Origin of the sequence: Mucilaginibacter agri, assembly GCF_009928685.1 — a bacterium.
GTDB lineage: Bacteria > Bacteroidota > Bacteroidia > Sphingobacteriales > Sphingobacteriaceae > Mucilaginibacter > Mucilaginibacter agri.
This window is the reverse complement of the sequence record NZ_WWEO01000038.1, coordinates 139,025-156,451: the sequence shown is the minus strand read 5'-3', so window position 1 is coordinate 156,451 and position 17,427 is coordinate 139,025. Positions and strand designations below refer to the sequence as shown.

Genomic DNA, 17,427 nt, shown 5'->3' with positions numbered 1-17,427 from the left:
TTATTGTACTATTACAGATTGACTTTTAGGATATTTCACCTGGTACTTTAAATTTAACTTCTTGTCGTTTTGCGGGTTCAAATTAACATTCCACGAAACCAGCCCTGTATTGGCATCCGTTTTACCACCCGACAAGTTTTGAGTTTCAACCTCAATCGACGAGTTTTGCGATACCGGCACCTGATCCTGAACCAGCAAGTTTACAGGTTGCGATTTACGGTTTTTAACTGTTATTAACCAATCGCGTGTTTCCTTTTTATTAGAGCCCAGCAAGCTTTGGCGTTCTGTTACCTTAGTCTGTAGTTCCCGCGTTACAATGATACTCTTATCGACCCCTAAAGATAGATTCAAGGTATCGGCTGTAGACCGGGTATCCAACAATGATTTACCGATAAACGTGCCCTCAAAAAACAGGTTGGCTTCACCCGATAAAAAGCTGTATTGGTTCCAGTTGGCTAATTTAGCAGTTAAAAACACATCTGTACTTAATTTTGGAGCAGTAAAATACTCATAATCGGCCGGTATGCTAACCTGGTTAATCTCCACTAGGTATTGTTTACCGTCGCTCGGTATGCTATACGGGTTATCGATATTAAATTCAACGTTAGTCTGGTTCTCGTTTTGCTGAACCAAAACCGGGGTTGTTTGAAGCAAGTTTGCCCCCCTAATGTATACACCGCCAACACGACCTGAAAGTGATTGAGCAATAACATCTCTTTTTGCCTCAGTACCGTATCCGACAACAGCAACCTCATTTAGTTGATTTATAGCCGGCGTTAAAAAAGTATTTATAATTGTCGAATTAACCGGTAATTCCTGTGCCTGGTAACCAATAAAAGAATAAACTAACACTTGTTGCCCTCCTTGCGGAATCTGAACACTATAAAATCCAGACTGATCCGCAACTGTGCCAATGGAACTGCCCTTTATCTTTATTGCTACACCCGGAAGCCCCTGCCCCTGTTCGTCGCAAACTCTTCCTGTTACATTGGTAATGCTGGCTGCTTTATCGGCATACATCATTCCCATATTTAAATAATTAGGCGTAAGCTCGGGTTTACTTCCGTTTACAGACGGATTACCGGTAGAAAGGGTAAGCTTAATATTGTTCCAATCCTCGCCGCATTGTTGTGCTACGTTGGCTTTATAGGCTACCTGTATAGGGCTATTGATGTTTTTTGCACGAATATCATAAGTTGGGTACCAGCTTGCATTTTTAACTACGTAAGTAAACGTAAATGCAGATTGCGATGCAGCTTTTGCCGAAACCGTTACCAGTATGTTACTGGTAGGTTTAGCCCCTCCCTTATTTACTTCTGCTATTTGTTTATTGTACTGCTGCAATTGTTTATTCAGCAATGCAATTTCGTCGTTTACACTCTGTTCTTTTTTCTTAATTTCTGTCAAACGCAGGGTTTGAAAATCGAGCGCTTGTTTCAATCTCAGCACATCGAGATTTGCGTTTTGCCCGCTTACCGTCTGGTTTTTAAGCAGCATATTCTGCTCCTCGGTATAAACGTTAAGCGCGTTACTTTGAAGGTCTATTTTATCTCTTATCAGCTTTTGCTGAGCTAACAGTTCCTCAACATGCTTTTGTTGAACCTGCTTGTTTAGATAATCGAACTCGTGGTTAACGGACAGTATGGTAAAATCGCCTCCAGATTTTATCTGCAAACTTTGCATATCGATATCCGGCGATATCCCTCCGAAAGACACCACCGAATTACCTGCTGGTATACTTACACTGGCATTTCGTGTAACTTGTGCGCCGTTTAAAAACACAACCACGTGCTGTATTTTAGATGAAACCTTTTGTTGATCGCTTGCCTGCGCTGTTAGAAAAGTAAACAGGGAGCAAAATGTGATAAGTAATAATTTTCTGGTCATGGTTTTAAGCTTAAATAAATACATTCTGTTAATTGGCCATGCTTCTTATTTAATATTGAAGCTGAACAAATACATGATGCATCAATTGGTGCTATTCCATAAATGAAATTACGATTTAACACAATTAATTATTTATGCTGTAAAAAGCTTACTAATGCCAGTACCGAATCATTGATTTTGCCGAACACCAGCGATGGCATAACACCCAACAGCAAAGCCATTAGAGCCAGGGGCACAAGCGCCGATTTTTCGCGCCAATTAAGATCTTTTAAGGCGTGTTTCCATTGCTCACCGCCTTTTAGGCGCTCGGTACCGAAGAACATACGTTGCAATGTCCACAAGAAATAGCACGCGCTAAGCAGGATACCCAGCGCTCCGCAAGCGGCCATCCAATGCGGCAACAAGCCATTTATTGAAGTCGATTTAAATGCTCCTGCTAATGTGAAAGCCTCTGCAATAAATGCCGAAAAGCCGGGCAAACCCAGAGAAGCGAAAAAACCGATCATCACAAACACAGTAAACTGCGGCATCATGGTGCCCAGTCCGCGGAAGTTATAGATATCTCGATCGTGCACTCGGGTGTAGATAACTCCTACCAGGAAGAATAACATTGACGACAAGAAGCCGTGGCTTACCATCTGCATTACTGCTCCACTGATACCTTCGGCAGTTAAAGAGGCAATTCCCAACAGCACAAAGCCCATGTGCGATACGGATGAGTAAGCAATCAAACGTTTCAGATCCCGTTGTGCAAGGGCGTTAAGTGCCCCATAAATGATAGAAATCACGCCGAGCAAGCCTATCACAAAGCTTCCGGATACGGCAACATCGGGAAAGATACCTGCGCAGATCCGGATAATTCCGTAACCACCAATCTTCAACAATACCCCCGCCAGAATAATAGACACTGGTGTGGGTGCTTCTACGTGTGCATCTGGCAACCAGGTATGTAAAGGCACTACCGGAACTTTAATAGCAAACGCCACAAAAAGCACGATAAACCCTACCGTGCGTGCCGGGAAGCCAAATATGGTTTGATGATTTACTACCGAGAATATCGAATTGGCATCGTAGTTTGCCGGGTTCATCATCTGGATGATGTTGAACGTGTGGCTGCCCGTAGCCGGATCTTTCACCGACAAGTATAAACCTACCATCACCAGCAACATAAACACCGAGCCAAATAAAGTATATAAGAAGAATTTGATAGCCGCATATTCGCGCCTTGCCCCGCCCCACATACCGATAAGGAAATATAACGGCAACAACATCAGTTCATAAAACAGGTAGAACAAAAAGAAATCCAACGCGCAGAACACACCGAAAACAGCCATATCCAGCATCAGAAACAGCACAAAAAATCCCTTCAGGTTCTTCGTGATCTCCCACGATGCGATAGCCGCAACTACCATAACCAAAGCCGACATCACCAGCATGGTGATCGATATCCCATCAACTCCAACAAAATAATCGATTTGCATTTTACCCATGGTACCGAGATCGAGGCTGATCCAGGGTAATTTCTGCACAAACTGAAACTGACCTTCGTTATTAATGCCGGCATTAGCCGCTCCGATTTTAAACTGAAAATACATTTGCAGGCTGATGCCCAACTGCACCAATGTAGCCAGCAGTGTAATATATTTAAAGCTATTGCGCCATCCCGAAGGCAGCACTGCAATGAGTAAGCCGAATAAAAGCGGTATAAAAATTAACAGGGTTAGCAGGTTCATCGGGCTCAGATCAAAGTTTTAAAAATAAACCAGGCAACAATTACGGCCAGCATACTCAGCAGGTAGTATTGCACCCGTCCGGTTTGAAAACTCCGGACAAAATTACCAATATACTGCACTATTGCAGTTATTAAATGTAAGAAGCCATCAATCACATAACGGTCAAACACATCGGCCATCTTAGATAGCCACAGCAATATATTTTGGAGCAGGCTGATAAAGCCATCGATAATAGTTCGATCAAACCAAAACAGTCCGCCGCTTAGTGCCAACACTGGTTTTACAAACAGGGTATTATAAGCTTTATTAAAATACCACTGGTGGTACGAAAAATCGAAAGCCCAGTTATTTTGAGCAAAAGGCAACATTTTCCGTTCCTGCACATAAACAGCGTAGGCATAATAAATTACCACCACTACCATGATATTCAAACCTACCGGAATGATGGTATGATAAATATTCATGCGCTCCAAGTGTTCGGCCGACATAAACGCCCGATAAACCCACGAGTGTTCGTACAAAAGTGGATTCAACGAAAACACGGGGAACAAACAGCAAACAGACAATAAGATCAGGGGAACTTTGTATTGCCAGCCGCCGTCACTGATATGGCATAGCACGGCCGGTTTTACATCCAATACTCTAAGTTTTCCAAAAAACACTTTAAAAATTAGCCTGGCGATATAAAAAGCAGTAAGCAAACTGGTAATGATCATCATAATCGGGATGGTCATATAAACGGCGCTCTTTGTATCCGCCCATTCAAATGCCTGGATCAGAATGCCATCTTTTGATAGATAGCCTGACGTAAGCGGCAAACCTACCAAGGCTGCGCCGCCAATTATGGCTGCAATAAATGTCAAAGGCATCCGCTTGCGGAGGCCTCCCATATAGAGAATATTCTGCGGATCGATATCGAGATGATTTTCATCCTTTACGTGCTGCATTTCGTGGATCACCACGCCGGCTACCAAAAACAGCAGACATTTAAAAAACGCATGCGTAACCAGATGGAACAACGACGAAGCATAGGCATTAATACCCATTGCCATCACCATAAAACCTAATTGTGATATGGTAGAGAAAGCCAGAATACGTTTCAAGTCATTTTGTGTAAGGGCGATAGTAGCTGCCATAAAAGCTGTAAAACAACCTATGATAGCTAACACATCCAGCTCGCTGGTGTTAAACATCGGGAATGCCCTGCCTAATAAAAAGATGCCCGCTGCAACCATAGTAGCCGCATGAATCAAGGCCGAAACCGAAGTAGGCCCCTCCATAGCGTCGGGCAACCAGGTGTGCAAAGGGAATTGTGCCGACTTAGCGCAAACCGCCAGGAACACGCCAACGCAAGCAATGTACTGCCAAACTGCAGGTATACTAGATGCTGGGGCAATCCACATACCGTCTTTAATGTACGATTGAGATATGAGGCCACCCTCACCAAATAATTTGATCAGATCGAAAGTATGGTACTGACTATATAGAACAAGGATAGCGATCAGTAAGCCCACATCTCCAATCCGGTTCATGATAAAGGCTTTTTTGTTGGCCTGTATCGCCACTTCTTTCTTATACCAAAAACCAATGAGCAGATATGATGAAAAGCCCACGAGTTCCCAGAAAGCGTAAAACAACACCATGTTATCAACCACTACCAAAGCCAGCATACTGAAACAGAACAGACTTAAGCAGGTAAAATACCGGCCGTAGCGCTGATCGTGCCCCATATAGGCCATGGAGAAAATATGCACCGGCAGGGCAATCAAATTAACCAATAGCAGTAAAATGGTCGACAGGTTATTAAGCAATACCCCCGCCTGCAACTGCGTATCGCCAATAGTAAACCACAACCGGCTGATGTGGATGGTGCCGCCATTAAAGGTATGATTGAATACGATAATAGCCAAAACCCCACTAAGCAAAATAGCAATAGTAGATACCCAACCCGATGCCTTTCCTTTTAGAAAACCGTTAATTACAAAGGCAAGCAAAGGCAATAATACCGCTGCTAAAGCATGGTAAGCCATCTTGGTTTCTTCGTATGTTAAAGTTTTATTCAAGGTTAATCTTTTAGCTGGTCAACCTTGTCCGGGTCGATGGTTTTGTAACGTCTGTAAACATTGAGTATAATGGCCAGGGCTACGGCAGTGGTAGCAGCCGCGAGAACGATAGCAAACAGGGCAAACATTTGGCCGCCGTTGTTTAGCTTATCGTAACGGCCGAAGGCAACAAGGTTTAAAATGGCTGTGTTAAGCATCATTTCAATACCGATTAAAATCTGAATTGCATTACGCTTTACCAACACCACATAAAGGCCTATGCAAAATAAAATACCGCTTACTACAAGGTAGTGGGTTAGCGAGATCATACCGCCTGCTCCTTTCTCGATAGGTGCGCCGCACCCACCAACGCCATCATCAATAATATCGAGATAACCTCAAACGGCAACAAATAGCGAGTCATCAGGTTAATGCCGATGTTGGCCGTCATGTCGCCCGAATTGGCGATGTAATTTTTCGATTTAATAGAATCACTGACCCAGCCTAAATGGTCTGCGTCAGTTTTTAATATTACGTTGATAAGTACTACGAACAGCAAACCAACAATAAGCAAAGCAGGCAGGTTACTTACCTTCCACACTTTTCGTTCGGGCTGTTGCAGCACGTCTAATGTTTCACGCCCCGAAAGCATAAAGGCGAATAGAATCAATACCAAAATACCGCCCACATATACTACTATTTGCGTTACGGCCACAAAATCGGCCAGGGCCAATACATACAAGCCAGCCAAGGCAAACAGTGTAACAAAGAACATAAATATCGAACGCACGAGGTTCTTGCTTGCTGCCACATACAGTGCAGAAGCAAGCGCAATAAAGCTCATGATATCGAAAAGTATATTGGCTGCAGTCATTTAATCGTTCTTCTTTTGCATGGCTGCTAATTTAGCAGCTTGTTTTTCGGCATTTTGTTTTTCGAGCAGTGCTCGTTTTTCATCGGCCCCTTCTCTGGTCATGTCCGAAAATTCGTAAACCAGATCGCTTAGTTCAAATACCGTTTTATCGTACTGGTTGGTCATTACAATGCACTCCGTTGGGCATACTACCGTACACAAACCGCAGTACATGCATTTAGCCATATCAATATCAAACTTGGCGGCATACAAACGTTTAGTTGTTCCGTCGGAAGTTTGCCCGATGGCCTCGGTGGCTTTGATAGACTCGATATCGATACAATCCACCGGACAAATCTTGGCGCAAAGATCGCAAACAATGCAATCGTCCATCTCCACGTCCAACTGGTAACGCCCAACTTCTGGGATGGGTAACTGTTGCTCCGGATACTCGATGGTAGCGGTACCGTTTTGGCGCTCAAAGTAATTTTCGGCCTTAATGGGTATAACTTTACGTTTTTTAAAGGCAAAAGTATGCTTAAAGGTAAGGGTTAACCCCTTCCAAGACGTTATCAAACTATCTATCGTACTCTTTATCAGCATCTCTTTAATTCATTACCCAAACACGCCATATGGCCGATACAACCATACATATAAAAGCAAGCGGCGTCAGCACTTTCCAGCAAAGATCCATCAACTGGTCAACCCTCAAGCGGGGCAGCGTCCAACGGATCCAGATCTGTACGGTTACCAATAACAATGTTTTAACAAAAATCCAAAATATCCCCCAGGCTGTTCCGGTGGTCCAGTCTGCCAAATGGATACTGCCTATGTTTGGTAACGGTGTATTCCATGCACCTAAAAACAGGATCACCCCTATCATAGATACAAGAAACATCATCGAATATTCTGCTAAAAATACCAGCCCGAATCGCATACCGGTATACTCGGTATGGAAACCCGCTACCAATTCTGATTCAGCTTCGGGAATATCAAATGGAGCCCGGTTACTTTCGGCCAGCGAAGCTATAAAATAGATCACAAAGGCAATAATCAAATGGGGCGCCCTAAAGATATTCCAGGATAAAATACCGCCCATTCCGGTTACATCCCAGATACCTAAAAATTTAACTTGCTCTTTAACTAATACGCCCTGCTGCATGGAGATCTCTTGCAAGTCCAGCGAACCGCAGATCAAAACGGCAGAGATCAAGGCAAAGCCCGCAGGTATTTCATACGAAATAATCTGCGCTGCCGAGCGCATAGCGCCCAATATGGAATATTTATTATTCGAACCCCAACCAGCCATTAGGATGCCGAGGGTTTCGATAGAAATAATGGCAAAAATATAGTATAGGCCGATGTTGGTTTTAGAAGGAACCAGCCCGGGTGCCCAGGGCATAGCGGCAAAGCCCATGTAAACTGCAATAAAAATAACGGCAGGCGCCAATGCATACAACCATTTATCAACTGCAGTGGGGTTGATCATTTCTTTCTGAATCAGCTTTACAATATCGGCAATAGTTTGCAGGGTTCCGTACTTACCTGTTTCGTTTGGGCCTATCCTATCTTGAATAAAGGCAGATAGCTTACGCTCGTAATAAACAGCAAATAAGGCAAATACGGCAGCGAAAGCAAACAACCCAATGGCAACGCCTATGTATATTAAATAGATAACCAATGCTATAGCGAATTCAGTGGCTGCAAATCTACTTAATTAGTAGGAATAATTTAGATTGATTCGTAATTAGGGGGACGAGGGGGGGGGTGATGCTATGATGGTCGCATATTGCCGTAATGAAAGTCAGTCCGCTCATAGCCGCGGGGGCCTAGTTACTTTTTCTTGATAAAAAGGAACCAAAATCAAGACGAAAAAAAGCTTCTCCGCTCAAGACCAACGCATGGCCCGCTTTTTCGTCAGGCCACCTCTCTTGGAAAATCAAGACCAACTGCCCGCGCTAACCTAACATCACCTTTTTATGTGGCCTCTTGATTTTCGGATAGCACTGGCCCTGCCCGAACACTACCCTTCATAGAAAATAAAGCAGCCACGAGCTTTCTTTTGGTTACTTTTCTTTGGCGGTCAAAGAAAAGTGACATCCACCGACGTTCATTTGAACACATTGCCCCCCTAATGAAAAACGGTTCTGCATTATTGCCCTGTAGATTGGGGGCTTCGATTGCCTCCTGACAAAGCTAGGCTCGCAATGATGCTCTGGAATTTATCTTGTCTTTCCCCTTAATTACTTCATCGCCACATACCCCGACTTTACCTCACCACCGTAAAATAACGAAGCGTACTTGTCGAAGTCATCGGTATCATCCGTAGTGGTGTAAAATTCGCGGGTGCCGGTTTTTGTGAGATTTTGTTCGATCTCTTTATGACGTTGCAGGTAATCTGACAAACTATTGGCTACGATGTCGCCTTGCGATACTACCTTTATATCGGGCGAAAGATAGGTTTTGATTTTATCTTGTATCAGGGGATAATGGGTACAGGCAAGTAACAAGGTGTCGATACTGTCGGATTTTGCCATAATCTCATCCAGGTATTTGTGAACAAAGTAATCGGCGCCGGGTTGGTCGTGCTCTCCGTTTTCGATTAAGGGAACCCAAAGGGGGCAGGCCTGTTGATGTACTTTTACTTCAGGGAAAAACTTAGCAATCTCCAGCAGATACGATTCTGAATTCACAGTACCTTTAGTGCCCAGCACACCTATTTCCTTACTCTCCGAGTAGTTGCCTATAACTTCGGCTGTAGGGCGTATAACACCGAGTACACGTTGTGTGGGATAGCCATTAGGCAAATCCTGCTGTTGAATAGTACGAAGCGCTTTGGCTGAAGCCGTATTGCAAGCCAGCACCACCAACGGGCAGCCTTGTGCAAAAAGCCATTGTACGCTTTCCCAGGTATATTGATGAATGGTTTTAAATGAGCGGTTGCCATAAGGCGAACGACTAGTATCGCCAAAATACATATAATCGTACTGGGGCAATTGCGCCACTATAGAACGAAAAACGGTTAAACCGCCGAAGCCTGAGTCGAAAATTCCGATGGGATGTTTATTGGTCACTTGGGTAAAAATAAAAAAAGCGCCCCTAATTGGAGCGCTTTTAAAATCATTTTAGGGTTAAATTATTTTAAACCTAATTTAAGTTTTACTGCTGGTAACAGGTCATCAGCCGGTGGAGCAACAATTGGCTCGCCTTGAGTAGTGTCCATTACATAAGTGTAACCTTTTTCTTTAGCAACAGCTGCAACAGCACCTTTAGCTTTATCAATTAACGGCTTTGCAAGCTCGTTTGATTTTTCTTGTACTTTTTGTTGCGCAGAAGCATTGTAGTCTTGCATACGTTTGTTCAGATCCTGTAATTCAGTTTCTTTTTGGGTACGTACTGCGTCGGTCATTGTAGCTCTACCTGCATCGTAAGCCTGGCCTTTAGTGGTCAGTTCAGTTTGCATTGACTGTAATACATCAACAAATTGTTTCTGGTAAGCTTGTACAGATGCTTGTACAGTTTTTGTTTCTGGCATTTGGTCGATCAATTGGTTAAAGTTAATGTAACCAATTTTAGTTTGCGCTTTTGCAAAGCCACCCACCAGCAACATACAACCTGCAACTAAAACAACCTTCAATAGTTTTTTCATTGTTCTTTTTTTGTTCTTTTTAATTATGCGATTTTATATAAAATTTTTCACTTCGCAAACACCCCAGGCTTTAAACCTAAACGGGTGATCACATCTGCGCTTTTATCATAACGAGGATTGGCATATAACATTATCACCTCGCTGTTTTTGTCGAATACCATATCAAGGTTTTCGGCTTCGGCTACTGCCTGTATAGCTTTTGCAACGCGGTCTTGCACCGGTTTAACTAACTGTGTGCTGCGTGCTGCAAGCTCCCCATCCGGCCCAAATTTAGAGCGTTGAAAATCTTTTGCTGCCTTTTCTTTGTCAACAATTTCAGCTTCACGTCTCTTTTTCATATCAGCAGTCATCAAAACCTGGTCTGCCTGATATGCTTTGTACAAACGGTCAATTTCTTGAAAGCGGCCGTCAACTTCTTTTTGCCATTGGTCTGACAGTGTTTTTAACTGTGTTTGGGCTGCCGAATATTCTGGCACATGTCTTAAAATGTACTCCGAATCAACAAAGGCGAAACGTTGTGCAAACGCACCTGCAAATGCTACAAACGTTAAAACTGTTGTTAAAATTATCCTCTTCATAAAATTAATTAAAACCTCCTGTTAAGCTTTGAGCAATTGAGAAGTGGAACTGGCCTTTGTTAGCATCAGGTATACCTGGTATTTTATCAAAGCCATAACCATAGTCAAGCCCAAGCAAACCAAATATAGGTAAAAATATACGTGCACCTATACCGGTTGAACGTCTAACGTTAAATGGATTGAATTGGGAGAAGTCATTCCATACGTTACCACCCTCAGCAAAGGCCAGTAAAAATATAGTTGCCGACTGACTTGCAATAATCGGGTGCCTTAACTCGATAGTGTATTTGTTATAGATGGTACTACCCGGATTGGTATCTGCAGTATAGTTGGTACCCACCGGAATAATGGAGAAGTTTTTGTAACCTCTTAAACCGATGATATCGCTACCTTGTAAGAACTGGTAAGTTTGCATACCATCACCACCCAATTTAAAGCGCTCGAAAGGTGAAGGACCAACATCTTTGTTATACATACCCAGGAAGCCAAAGCGTACCTGCGACATGATTACAAATTTACCTGCTACCCTCGAGAACCATTGTGCATCAAATTTCCATTTGTGGTACTCCACAAAATGGTAGCGCTCTTCTGGTGTTGCAATCTTATAGTTGGTATTGTTAAACAATGAGTATGGTGGCGTAGCCTGAATAGTGAACTTGATATTTGAACCCGAAGTAGGGAATATCGGCGCATCTAACGAGTTACGGCTTAACTCTTGCGTTAATTTAATGTTGTATGAGGTACCATTGCTGAAGATATAACCGGTATAGTTATCCAGCGTATAGTGATCTACGTTTAATGAGTAGTTTAACTGGAAGTAGTTATCCGGCCAGTTTAAGCGTTTACCCAAGGTAATACCCACACCGTTAATACGCAGGTAGTTATAGTAAGGGCTCGATTTTGGATAATACTGACCTGTTGAACTTAACTGGGTATAACCGGTTAAACCAAAGTAGATAGGTTTTTTACCACCGAACCATGGATCGGAGAATGTAAACGAGTAGTTCTGGTAGTTTTTACCGTTAGCCTGTCCACGTAAGCTCAGTTTCTGGCCGTCGCCTTTTGGCAATGGACGGTAAGCTTTAAGGTGGAAAATATTACGGATAGAGAAGTTGTTGAACGTTAAACCTAAGGTACCAACTAACTGGCCACCACCGAAACCACCCGAGAGCTCAATCTGGTCAGAAGGTTTCTCAACCACATTATACAAGATGTCCACTGTACCATCCTGCGGGTTAATATTGGTAGGTTTGGGCTCAGTTTTTTGCTCATCGAAGTTACCCAGTTGAGAGATCTCACGTGTACTACGCATAATCAGCTCTTTCGAGAATTTCTGACCCGGTTTAGTACGGATCTCACGCATTACTACTTTATCGTTGGTAACATCGTTACCTTTTAACAATACGCGGTTAATGGTGTACTGAGGGCCTTCATAAATTCGGATGTCCAAATCAACAGTATCTCCATAGATACGGGTTTGCACGGCATCAGCATTGTAGGTAAGGTAACCATCATTAAGGTATAATGAAGATACGTCGTCGCTGTTTGGCGTAGGGCCGCTTAGACGTTTGTTTAACTCTTCTTCGCTAAATACGTCACCTTTTTTAATACGCAGCAACCTGTTTAATAAAGTGGTTGGATATTTGGCGTTACCAGACCAGTTAATGTTACCGAAGTAATATTTAGGGCCTTCGTAAACTTTAATTTTAACGTTAACGGTTTGTTCATCATGCTTCCAAACCGAATCGCTTATAATAGCAGCATCGCGGTAACCTTTACCCTGCATCTTTTCAACCAGGGTTTGTTTGTCCTCTTCGTACTGCTCTTGTTTAAATTTTTTCGAACCGAAAATGTTATAGAACTTACGCTCACGGGTTTTAGGTAAGAATTTACGTAATTGCGAAGCCTTGAACGCTTTATTGCCCTCAAACGAAACATCGTTTATCTTTACCTTCTCGTGCTTATTAACGCTTACATCCAGTATCACGCTGTTAGCATCTCCCGGATCTTTGCGTTGTTTAATATCAACTGTAGTATTTAAATAGCCTTTTTCATTAAAGTGCTTTTTAATAATAGCCGTAGTTGTGTTCAGTAAGTTTTCGTTAACAATTTTACCCGTTTTATCGCTCAGTTTTTTCTGAACATCCTCTATCTCACCCTTGCGCAAGCCTAAAATATGCAGGCGCGATAAGTGTGGACGTTCTACCACGGCAATATCGAAGTAAATAGTGTCGAGGTTCATTTTGGTAACGTTTAATTGTACGTCGTCAAAAAGGCCCTGCGACCAAAGGTTACGAATAACGCTTGATGAGGCTTCGCCTGGCAGGTTAATCTTATCGCCTTTGTTTAGTTTAGAGATCTGGATCAATACATCTTTATCCAGATATTGAGCGCCACTAACTGTAATACCACCAATAATGTAATCTTTAGGATTCAGATAACTTAAACTATCAGCGGGGATTGATCTGGTAAGGGCTGACTGTGGCTGTGGGGCCACCTGCGCCATGGCCGCAGTACCAAAAACAACAAAAAGAATTGCAAAAAGAAATTTATTCATTCGAATATTTAAGTGGGCTAAAAATAGTTTAAACAGTTGTTAAAAATTGTTAAAAGAAAAATTAATTAACCTGTTCGCTGATCATTCCAAAACGGCGTTCTCTCTTCTGATAGTCGAGGATCGCCTCAAAAAGGTCTTCCTTCCGGAAGTCGGGCCAAAGCTTAGGTGTAAAGTAAAGTTCGGCATATGCTATCTGCCAAAGCAGGTAATTGCTGATGCGATATTCGCCGCTGGTCCTGATCAAAAGTTCAGGATCGGGCATATCGCCAGTATATAAAGCTTCGGAAAACATTCTCTCATCAATGTCGGCTGCATCAATTAAACCTTGTTGTGCTTTTAAAGCGAGGGTCTTTGCAGCCTGTGTAATTTCGCGGCGAGAGCTATAGCTTAAAGCAAGGGTTAAAGTTAAACCAGTATTGCCCGATGTTTTCTCGATAGCATCATTAAGCTCGCGTAATGCCTTTTTCGGTAGCATCTCTATATCGCCGATGGTGTTAAGCCTAACGTTCTTATCCATCAGGTTTTTTATTTCTTTATGGATGGTACTGATAAGTAATTCCATAATGGCCGATACCTCAAATTTAGGCCTGTTCCAATTCTCAGACGAAAATGTGTACAGCGTTAGGTATTTAATACCCAAATCATCCGAACCTTCTATAGCATCGCGAACAGAGCGTACGCCGTTGTGATGGCCAAAAATGCGCAGTTTACCTTTACCTTTTGCCCACCTGCCATTGCCATCCATAATAATAGCAATATGCTGGGGTAGCTTTGATGTATCTATCTGTTCTATATTATTCATTTGTTACCTGACCAAAAGCCCGAAACCGGCTTATAATAGAGCGTATATTTTACGCGTGATTCCTTGTTTATTGTTTAAACTATTTCTTTAAATTAATCAGGCACTCGGGCATGTTTTCGCCCAATAAACCAAAATTTTTCAGGGTACAAAGGTAAAACTTACTTTGGATTTTTTTATTATAAGTGTTTAAAGAAAAAAATCAAAAAGAATTGTGCTTTAAAGCCTTACAGATACGGGTAAACGGCCAGCACATAAAGCAAAGCAGCCCGGCACTAAGGCCAGGCTGTTTGCAATTCATTAATTATCAACTACTAATAAGCGTGGTGCTGTTTTAAAAGATCAACATCCTTACTGCTGATGTCAACAATGGCGTATCTGTCTACCCTCGCTATGTTCAGTTCGTCTATGGTGGTAACTAAATTATCGTAAATACTGTGGTCGCTTGGCTTTACCAGCACAATAAGGTCTCTACCGGTCTGCGCCATTACCTGGCTCCGTTTGTTTAATATGGCTTTACGCAAGCCCATCTTACTGTAATCTACAACCTGCGGCTCCGTTAAAGGTGCATCAGCCATACCCATATACCATAGGGCCTGGCTGTTTTTGCCCAAGCAAACGGTAATAGTGCGGCTGGCACCAACACCGTCTGAAATATCATTAGGCGAGGACTTGTCGGGCATGGCAAGAGCTAATGCCTCGTTTTTCTGCAGGGTGGTGGTGAGCATAAAAAAGGTGATGAGTAAAAATGCGAGGTCGACCATTGCGGTAAGATCAACCCTAACTGCTGCACGGTTACGTACAGACCTGCTGCCGCCTTTTGCGGGAGCTGAATTTAACTCGGCCATAATAGTAAAGTTTAAGGTTAAAAATTGGTTTTATACCCTTGTGCGGTATAATATTAAAACGCATAAACCATATTACTTGTTGCAACAAATAACACAATTATTTACCAAGCCGAGGCAATAAAATTAATCAGCTAAAGCGCTAATTAGTATTGAAAATAACAACGGTCGGTTATCCAGGTATAGGATATTGAAATGCTGAAAAACATATAGCTATCGTGCGGGCGTCCATCGCCACGCTGCATACCATAGGTTCCTCTTTGATTAGGGTCCAACCTCTTATCGGCTAATCTGAATTGGGTGGTGGTAAAATTTGCCGGGTTTGCGTAGTTTCCGCTTACATCATCCAGATAGTCTGTTTTAACATATCGGTAGCCCGCATCGGCAGTAATGCCCAATTTGTTAGAAAAACTATACTTAATACCGATTCCATAAGGTACGCTTACGGCGAATTTAGAATAGGGCTTGGCCTCGTTTTCCGTTTTAAACGACCGGAGGTCATACCACTTGTCGTCAAGTTTGGCTGTGGGCACGTAGTACAGGCCACCTAAACCAGCAAATACATATGGTGTAAATGCATGCCTGAACACGCTTGGGCGGTACTCGAAAAAGTTAAATTCGGCAACTGCGCTTATTTCATTAAGATAAGTGGTGAAACTAAGGTTACGGTTACGGTCTATTTGATTAGATGAATTTGCGTCGTCAGCGTGAATAAAGCCGTAGTTATACGCAACCTTTGCCGATAAGTACTCGCTAAAATTTTTACGTGCAAACACACCTGCCATCCCTCCGCTAACCTGCACAGGGTTACGATTATTTAAATCGCCCATGTATCCGGCGCCACCCAGGGTAACGCCCGCTTCCCAAGCCTGCGCATGTACTGTTAGGGCTATTATCGATAAAAGTAAAAGCGTAAAAAGTTTCCGCATCCAAAAAAATTAATAGTTGCGGGCATCTAATCCCCACAGTAACTTGGTTCTTAACGTTTTTAAATAACTCTCATTGTTCAGCCTAACCAGGTTAAGGCCAAAGCCCGCCTTTGATATACTGAACCTCATATTCTTATCAATCACCGCCGTACGCGAATCGCACGAGATCAGATAGTTTGCGCCACGTGTTTCCACATCAAACGAAAGTACACTGGTATCTGGAAATACAATCGGTCTTACATTCAAATTGTGTGGCGAAACCGGCGTAACTACCACGTTGTTAGAGTCGGGAAAAACAATAGGGCCACCGCAACTTAATGAATAAGCGGTAGAACCTGTTGAAGTTGAAATAATAATACCGTCGCCCCAATAAGTGTTTAAAAACTCCTCGTTATGGTAGGCGTGCATAGTTATCATGGCTGCATCATCGCGCTTATGAATGGTTATATCGTTCAACGCAAAATTGCAATCACCAAATATTTCCTCGTCCGATTTAATACAGATCAGCTCGCGGCTATCAAGCGTATAATCTCCGTTTAGCAAAGCCTCTATTGCACTGTCAATTTCGCCCTTGTTTACACCTGCCAGATAGCCCAGGCGACCGAAATTGATACCCATAACCGGTATGCCACTATCGCGTATCATGGTAACGGTATCCAGAAGGGTACCATCGCCACCAAGGGTCAAGAACACATCAATAAAACCTTTAAGCGGTACACTTTCGTCTAATATCGGATAGTTAAACGCGGGAATTTTTTCAGAAAGAAAATCATTAAGCAGTTGATGCACGTATACCTGGGCGCCTTTTAGCTCCAGCTGATCAAATACTTTTTGGGCGTAAGGTAAAACAGAGTCGTTAAACTGTCTGCCGTAAACTGCTATTCTCATAGAGTATTAAAAATTGAGATAGTTCATCAGCGAATCATAACGATCCATGGTATCGTCATTATCATCGTTGTGCCCAAATACCGCTTTGATATCGTAACCGTATCTTGAGAATGATGATGATATACTCGATGTATCCTGTTTGTTGATCTTCAAGGTAACCTCCATCCGCGTAGAGTCGGGGAAGGTACGGATGTATGAACTTAAAATTTGCGCATTGTCCGACTCAACAATCTGAGCCATGTGCGCCAGTGAATTATTTTTGCTGGTAATCTCCAAAACAATAATGCCTCCCGGGCCGATAGCCGATGTTAGCTCGGCAATACCATTTACCATAGCATTAACCGTAATCACCCCCATGTAGGTCTTACTGGTACTAAGCACAGGGGCGGCGGTTATCTTACTGTCGTAAAACAAACCAAGCACTTCATATATATGCTGATGCTCTGTTACGTAAGGAGTAATAAGTGCTAAGGGTAACGAAGCCAATAACTTTGCGTGATCGGGGTCGGTCAATTCATCTTCGGCCAGTAAGCCCAGGTACTGATCGTCGTTTACAACAGGCAGATGTCGGACTTTAAACTCTGCCATACGGTCAAGAGCCTTCTGAATGGTATCAGAGGTTCTTAATGGCGGTATCGCGTCGACAATCAGCTCTGCTGCAAGCATA

16 protein-coding genes are annotated in these 17,427 nt (G+C 42.8%); all 16 read right to left on the bottom strand.

Features of this window, described 5'->3' with window-relative positions:
* The 16 genes from GSY63_RS03990 to GSY63_RS03915 all read right to left on the bottom strand — a co-directional run bounded on the left by GSY63_RS03990 (window position 1) and on the right by GSY63_RS03915 (window position 17,426).
* The gene (locus GSY63_RS03990; protein ID WP_166584534.1) at window positions 1-1,887 is read right to left on the bottom strand and encodes a mucoidy inhibitor MuiA family protein; all 1,887 of its coding nucleotides are present in this window, start codon (window positions 1,885-1,887) and stop codon (window positions 1-3) included.
* 128 nt (window positions 1,888-2,015) lie between these two features.
* Window positions 2,016-3,620 carry a complex I subunit 4 family protein gene (locus GSY63_RS03985; protein ID WP_166584533.1) on the bottom strand — a complete coding sequence of 535 codons (1,605 nt, stop codon included), beginning with the start codon at window positions 3,618-3,620 and terminating at the stop codon, window positions 2,016-2,018.
* Window positions 3,621-3,625: 5 nt separating this feature from the next.
* Window positions 3,626-5,683, bottom strand: a complete 2,058-nt coding sequence (locus tag GSY63_RS03980) for an NADH-quinone oxidoreductase subunit 5 family protein (RefSeq protein WP_243749149.1) — start codon at window positions 5,681-5,683, stop codon at window positions 3,626-3,628.
* A 2-nt stretch (window positions 5,684-5,685) separates the two neighbouring features.
* On the bottom strand, window positions 5,686-5,991 hold the full coding sequence (nuoK, locus tag GSY63_RS03975) for an NADH-quinone oxidoreductase subunit NuoK (RefSeq protein WP_166584532.1): 306 nt from the start codon (window positions 5,989-5,991) through the stop codon (window positions 5,686-5,688).
* Entirely contained in the window at window positions 5,988-6,536 is a 549-nt protein-coding gene (locus GSY63_RS03970; protein WP_166584531.1) for an NADH-quinone oxidoreductase subunit J family protein, read from the bottom strand. Before GSY63_RS03970 ends, nuoK begins: the two co-directional genes overlap by 4 nt.
* Window positions 6,537-7,118, bottom strand: a complete 582-nt coding sequence (locus GSY63_RS03965) for a NuoI/complex I 23 kDa subunit family protein (RefSeq protein ID WP_166584530.1) — start codon at window positions 7,116-7,118, stop codon at window positions 6,537-6,539. It abuts the gene before it with no gap.
* A 4-nt stretch (window positions 7,119-7,122) separates the two neighbouring features.
* Window positions 7,123-8,196 carry an NADH-quinone oxidoreductase subunit NuoH gene (gene nuoH, locus GSY63_RS03960; RefSeq protein WP_166584529.1) on the bottom strand — a complete coding sequence of 358 codons (1,074 nt, stop codon included), beginning with the start codon at window positions 8,194-8,196 and terminating at the stop codon, window positions 7,123-7,125.
* A gap of 562 nt (window positions 8,197-8,758) precedes the next feature.
* The gene (murI, locus tag GSY63_RS03955) at window positions 8,759-9,589 is read right to left on the bottom strand and encodes a glutamate racemase (RefSeq protein ID WP_166584528.1); all 831 of its coding nucleotides are present in this window, start codon (window positions 9,587-9,589) and stop codon (window positions 8,759-8,761) included.
* Window positions 9,590-9,651: 62 nt separating this feature from the next.
* Window positions 9,652-10,164, bottom strand: coding sequence for an OmpH family outer membrane protein (locus GSY63_RS03950; RefSeq protein ID WP_166584527.1), 513 nt, complete (start codon window positions 10,162-10,164; stop codon window positions 9,652-9,654).
* A 47-nt stretch (window positions 10,165-10,211) separates the two neighbouring features.
* Window positions 10,212-10,742, bottom strand: a complete 531-nt coding sequence (locus tag GSY63_RS03945) for an OmpH family outer membrane protein (protein WP_166584526.1) — start codon at window positions 10,740-10,742, stop codon at window positions 10,212-10,214.
* Window positions 10,743-10,746: 4 nt separating this feature from the next.
* Complete coding sequence (gene bamA, locus GSY63_RS03940) at window positions 10,747-13,299, bottom strand: outer membrane protein assembly factor BamA (protein ID WP_166584525.1); 2,553 nt, start codon at window positions 13,297-13,299, stop codon at window positions 10,747-10,749.
* 61 nt (window positions 13,300-13,360) lie between these two features.
* The gene (locus GSY63_RS03935) at window positions 13,361-14,101 is read right to left on the bottom strand and encodes an isoprenyl transferase (RefSeq protein ID WP_166584524.1); all 741 of its coding nucleotides are present in this window, start codon (window positions 14,099-14,101) and stop codon (window positions 13,361-13,363) included.
* A gap of 311 nt (window positions 14,102-14,412) precedes the next feature.
* Complete coding sequence (locus GSY63_RS03930) at window positions 14,413-14,946, bottom strand: ExbD/TolR family protein (protein WP_166584523.1); 534 nt, start codon at window positions 14,944-14,946, stop codon at window positions 14,413-14,415.
* A 143-nt stretch (window positions 14,947-15,089) separates the two neighbouring features.
* A complete protein-coding gene (porG, locus tag GSY63_RS03925; protein WP_166584522.1) occupies window positions 15,090-15,872 on the bottom strand; it encodes a type IX secretion system protein PorG in 783 nt (260 codons plus the stop codon).
* A gap of 9 nt (window positions 15,873-15,881) precedes the next feature.
* Window positions 15,882-16,760, bottom strand: coding sequence for an NAD kinase (locus tag GSY63_RS03920; protein ID WP_166584521.1), 879 nt, complete (start codon window positions 16,758-16,760; stop codon window positions 15,882-15,884).
* A gap of 6 nt (window positions 16,761-16,766) precedes the next feature.
* Window positions 16,767-17,426 (bottom strand): CBS domain-containing protein, encoded by a 660-nt coding sequence (locus tag GSY63_RS03915; protein WP_166584520.1) that lies wholly within the window; start codon window positions 17,424-17,426, stop codon window positions 16,767-16,769.
* Window position 17,427: the final 1 nt, after the last annotated feature.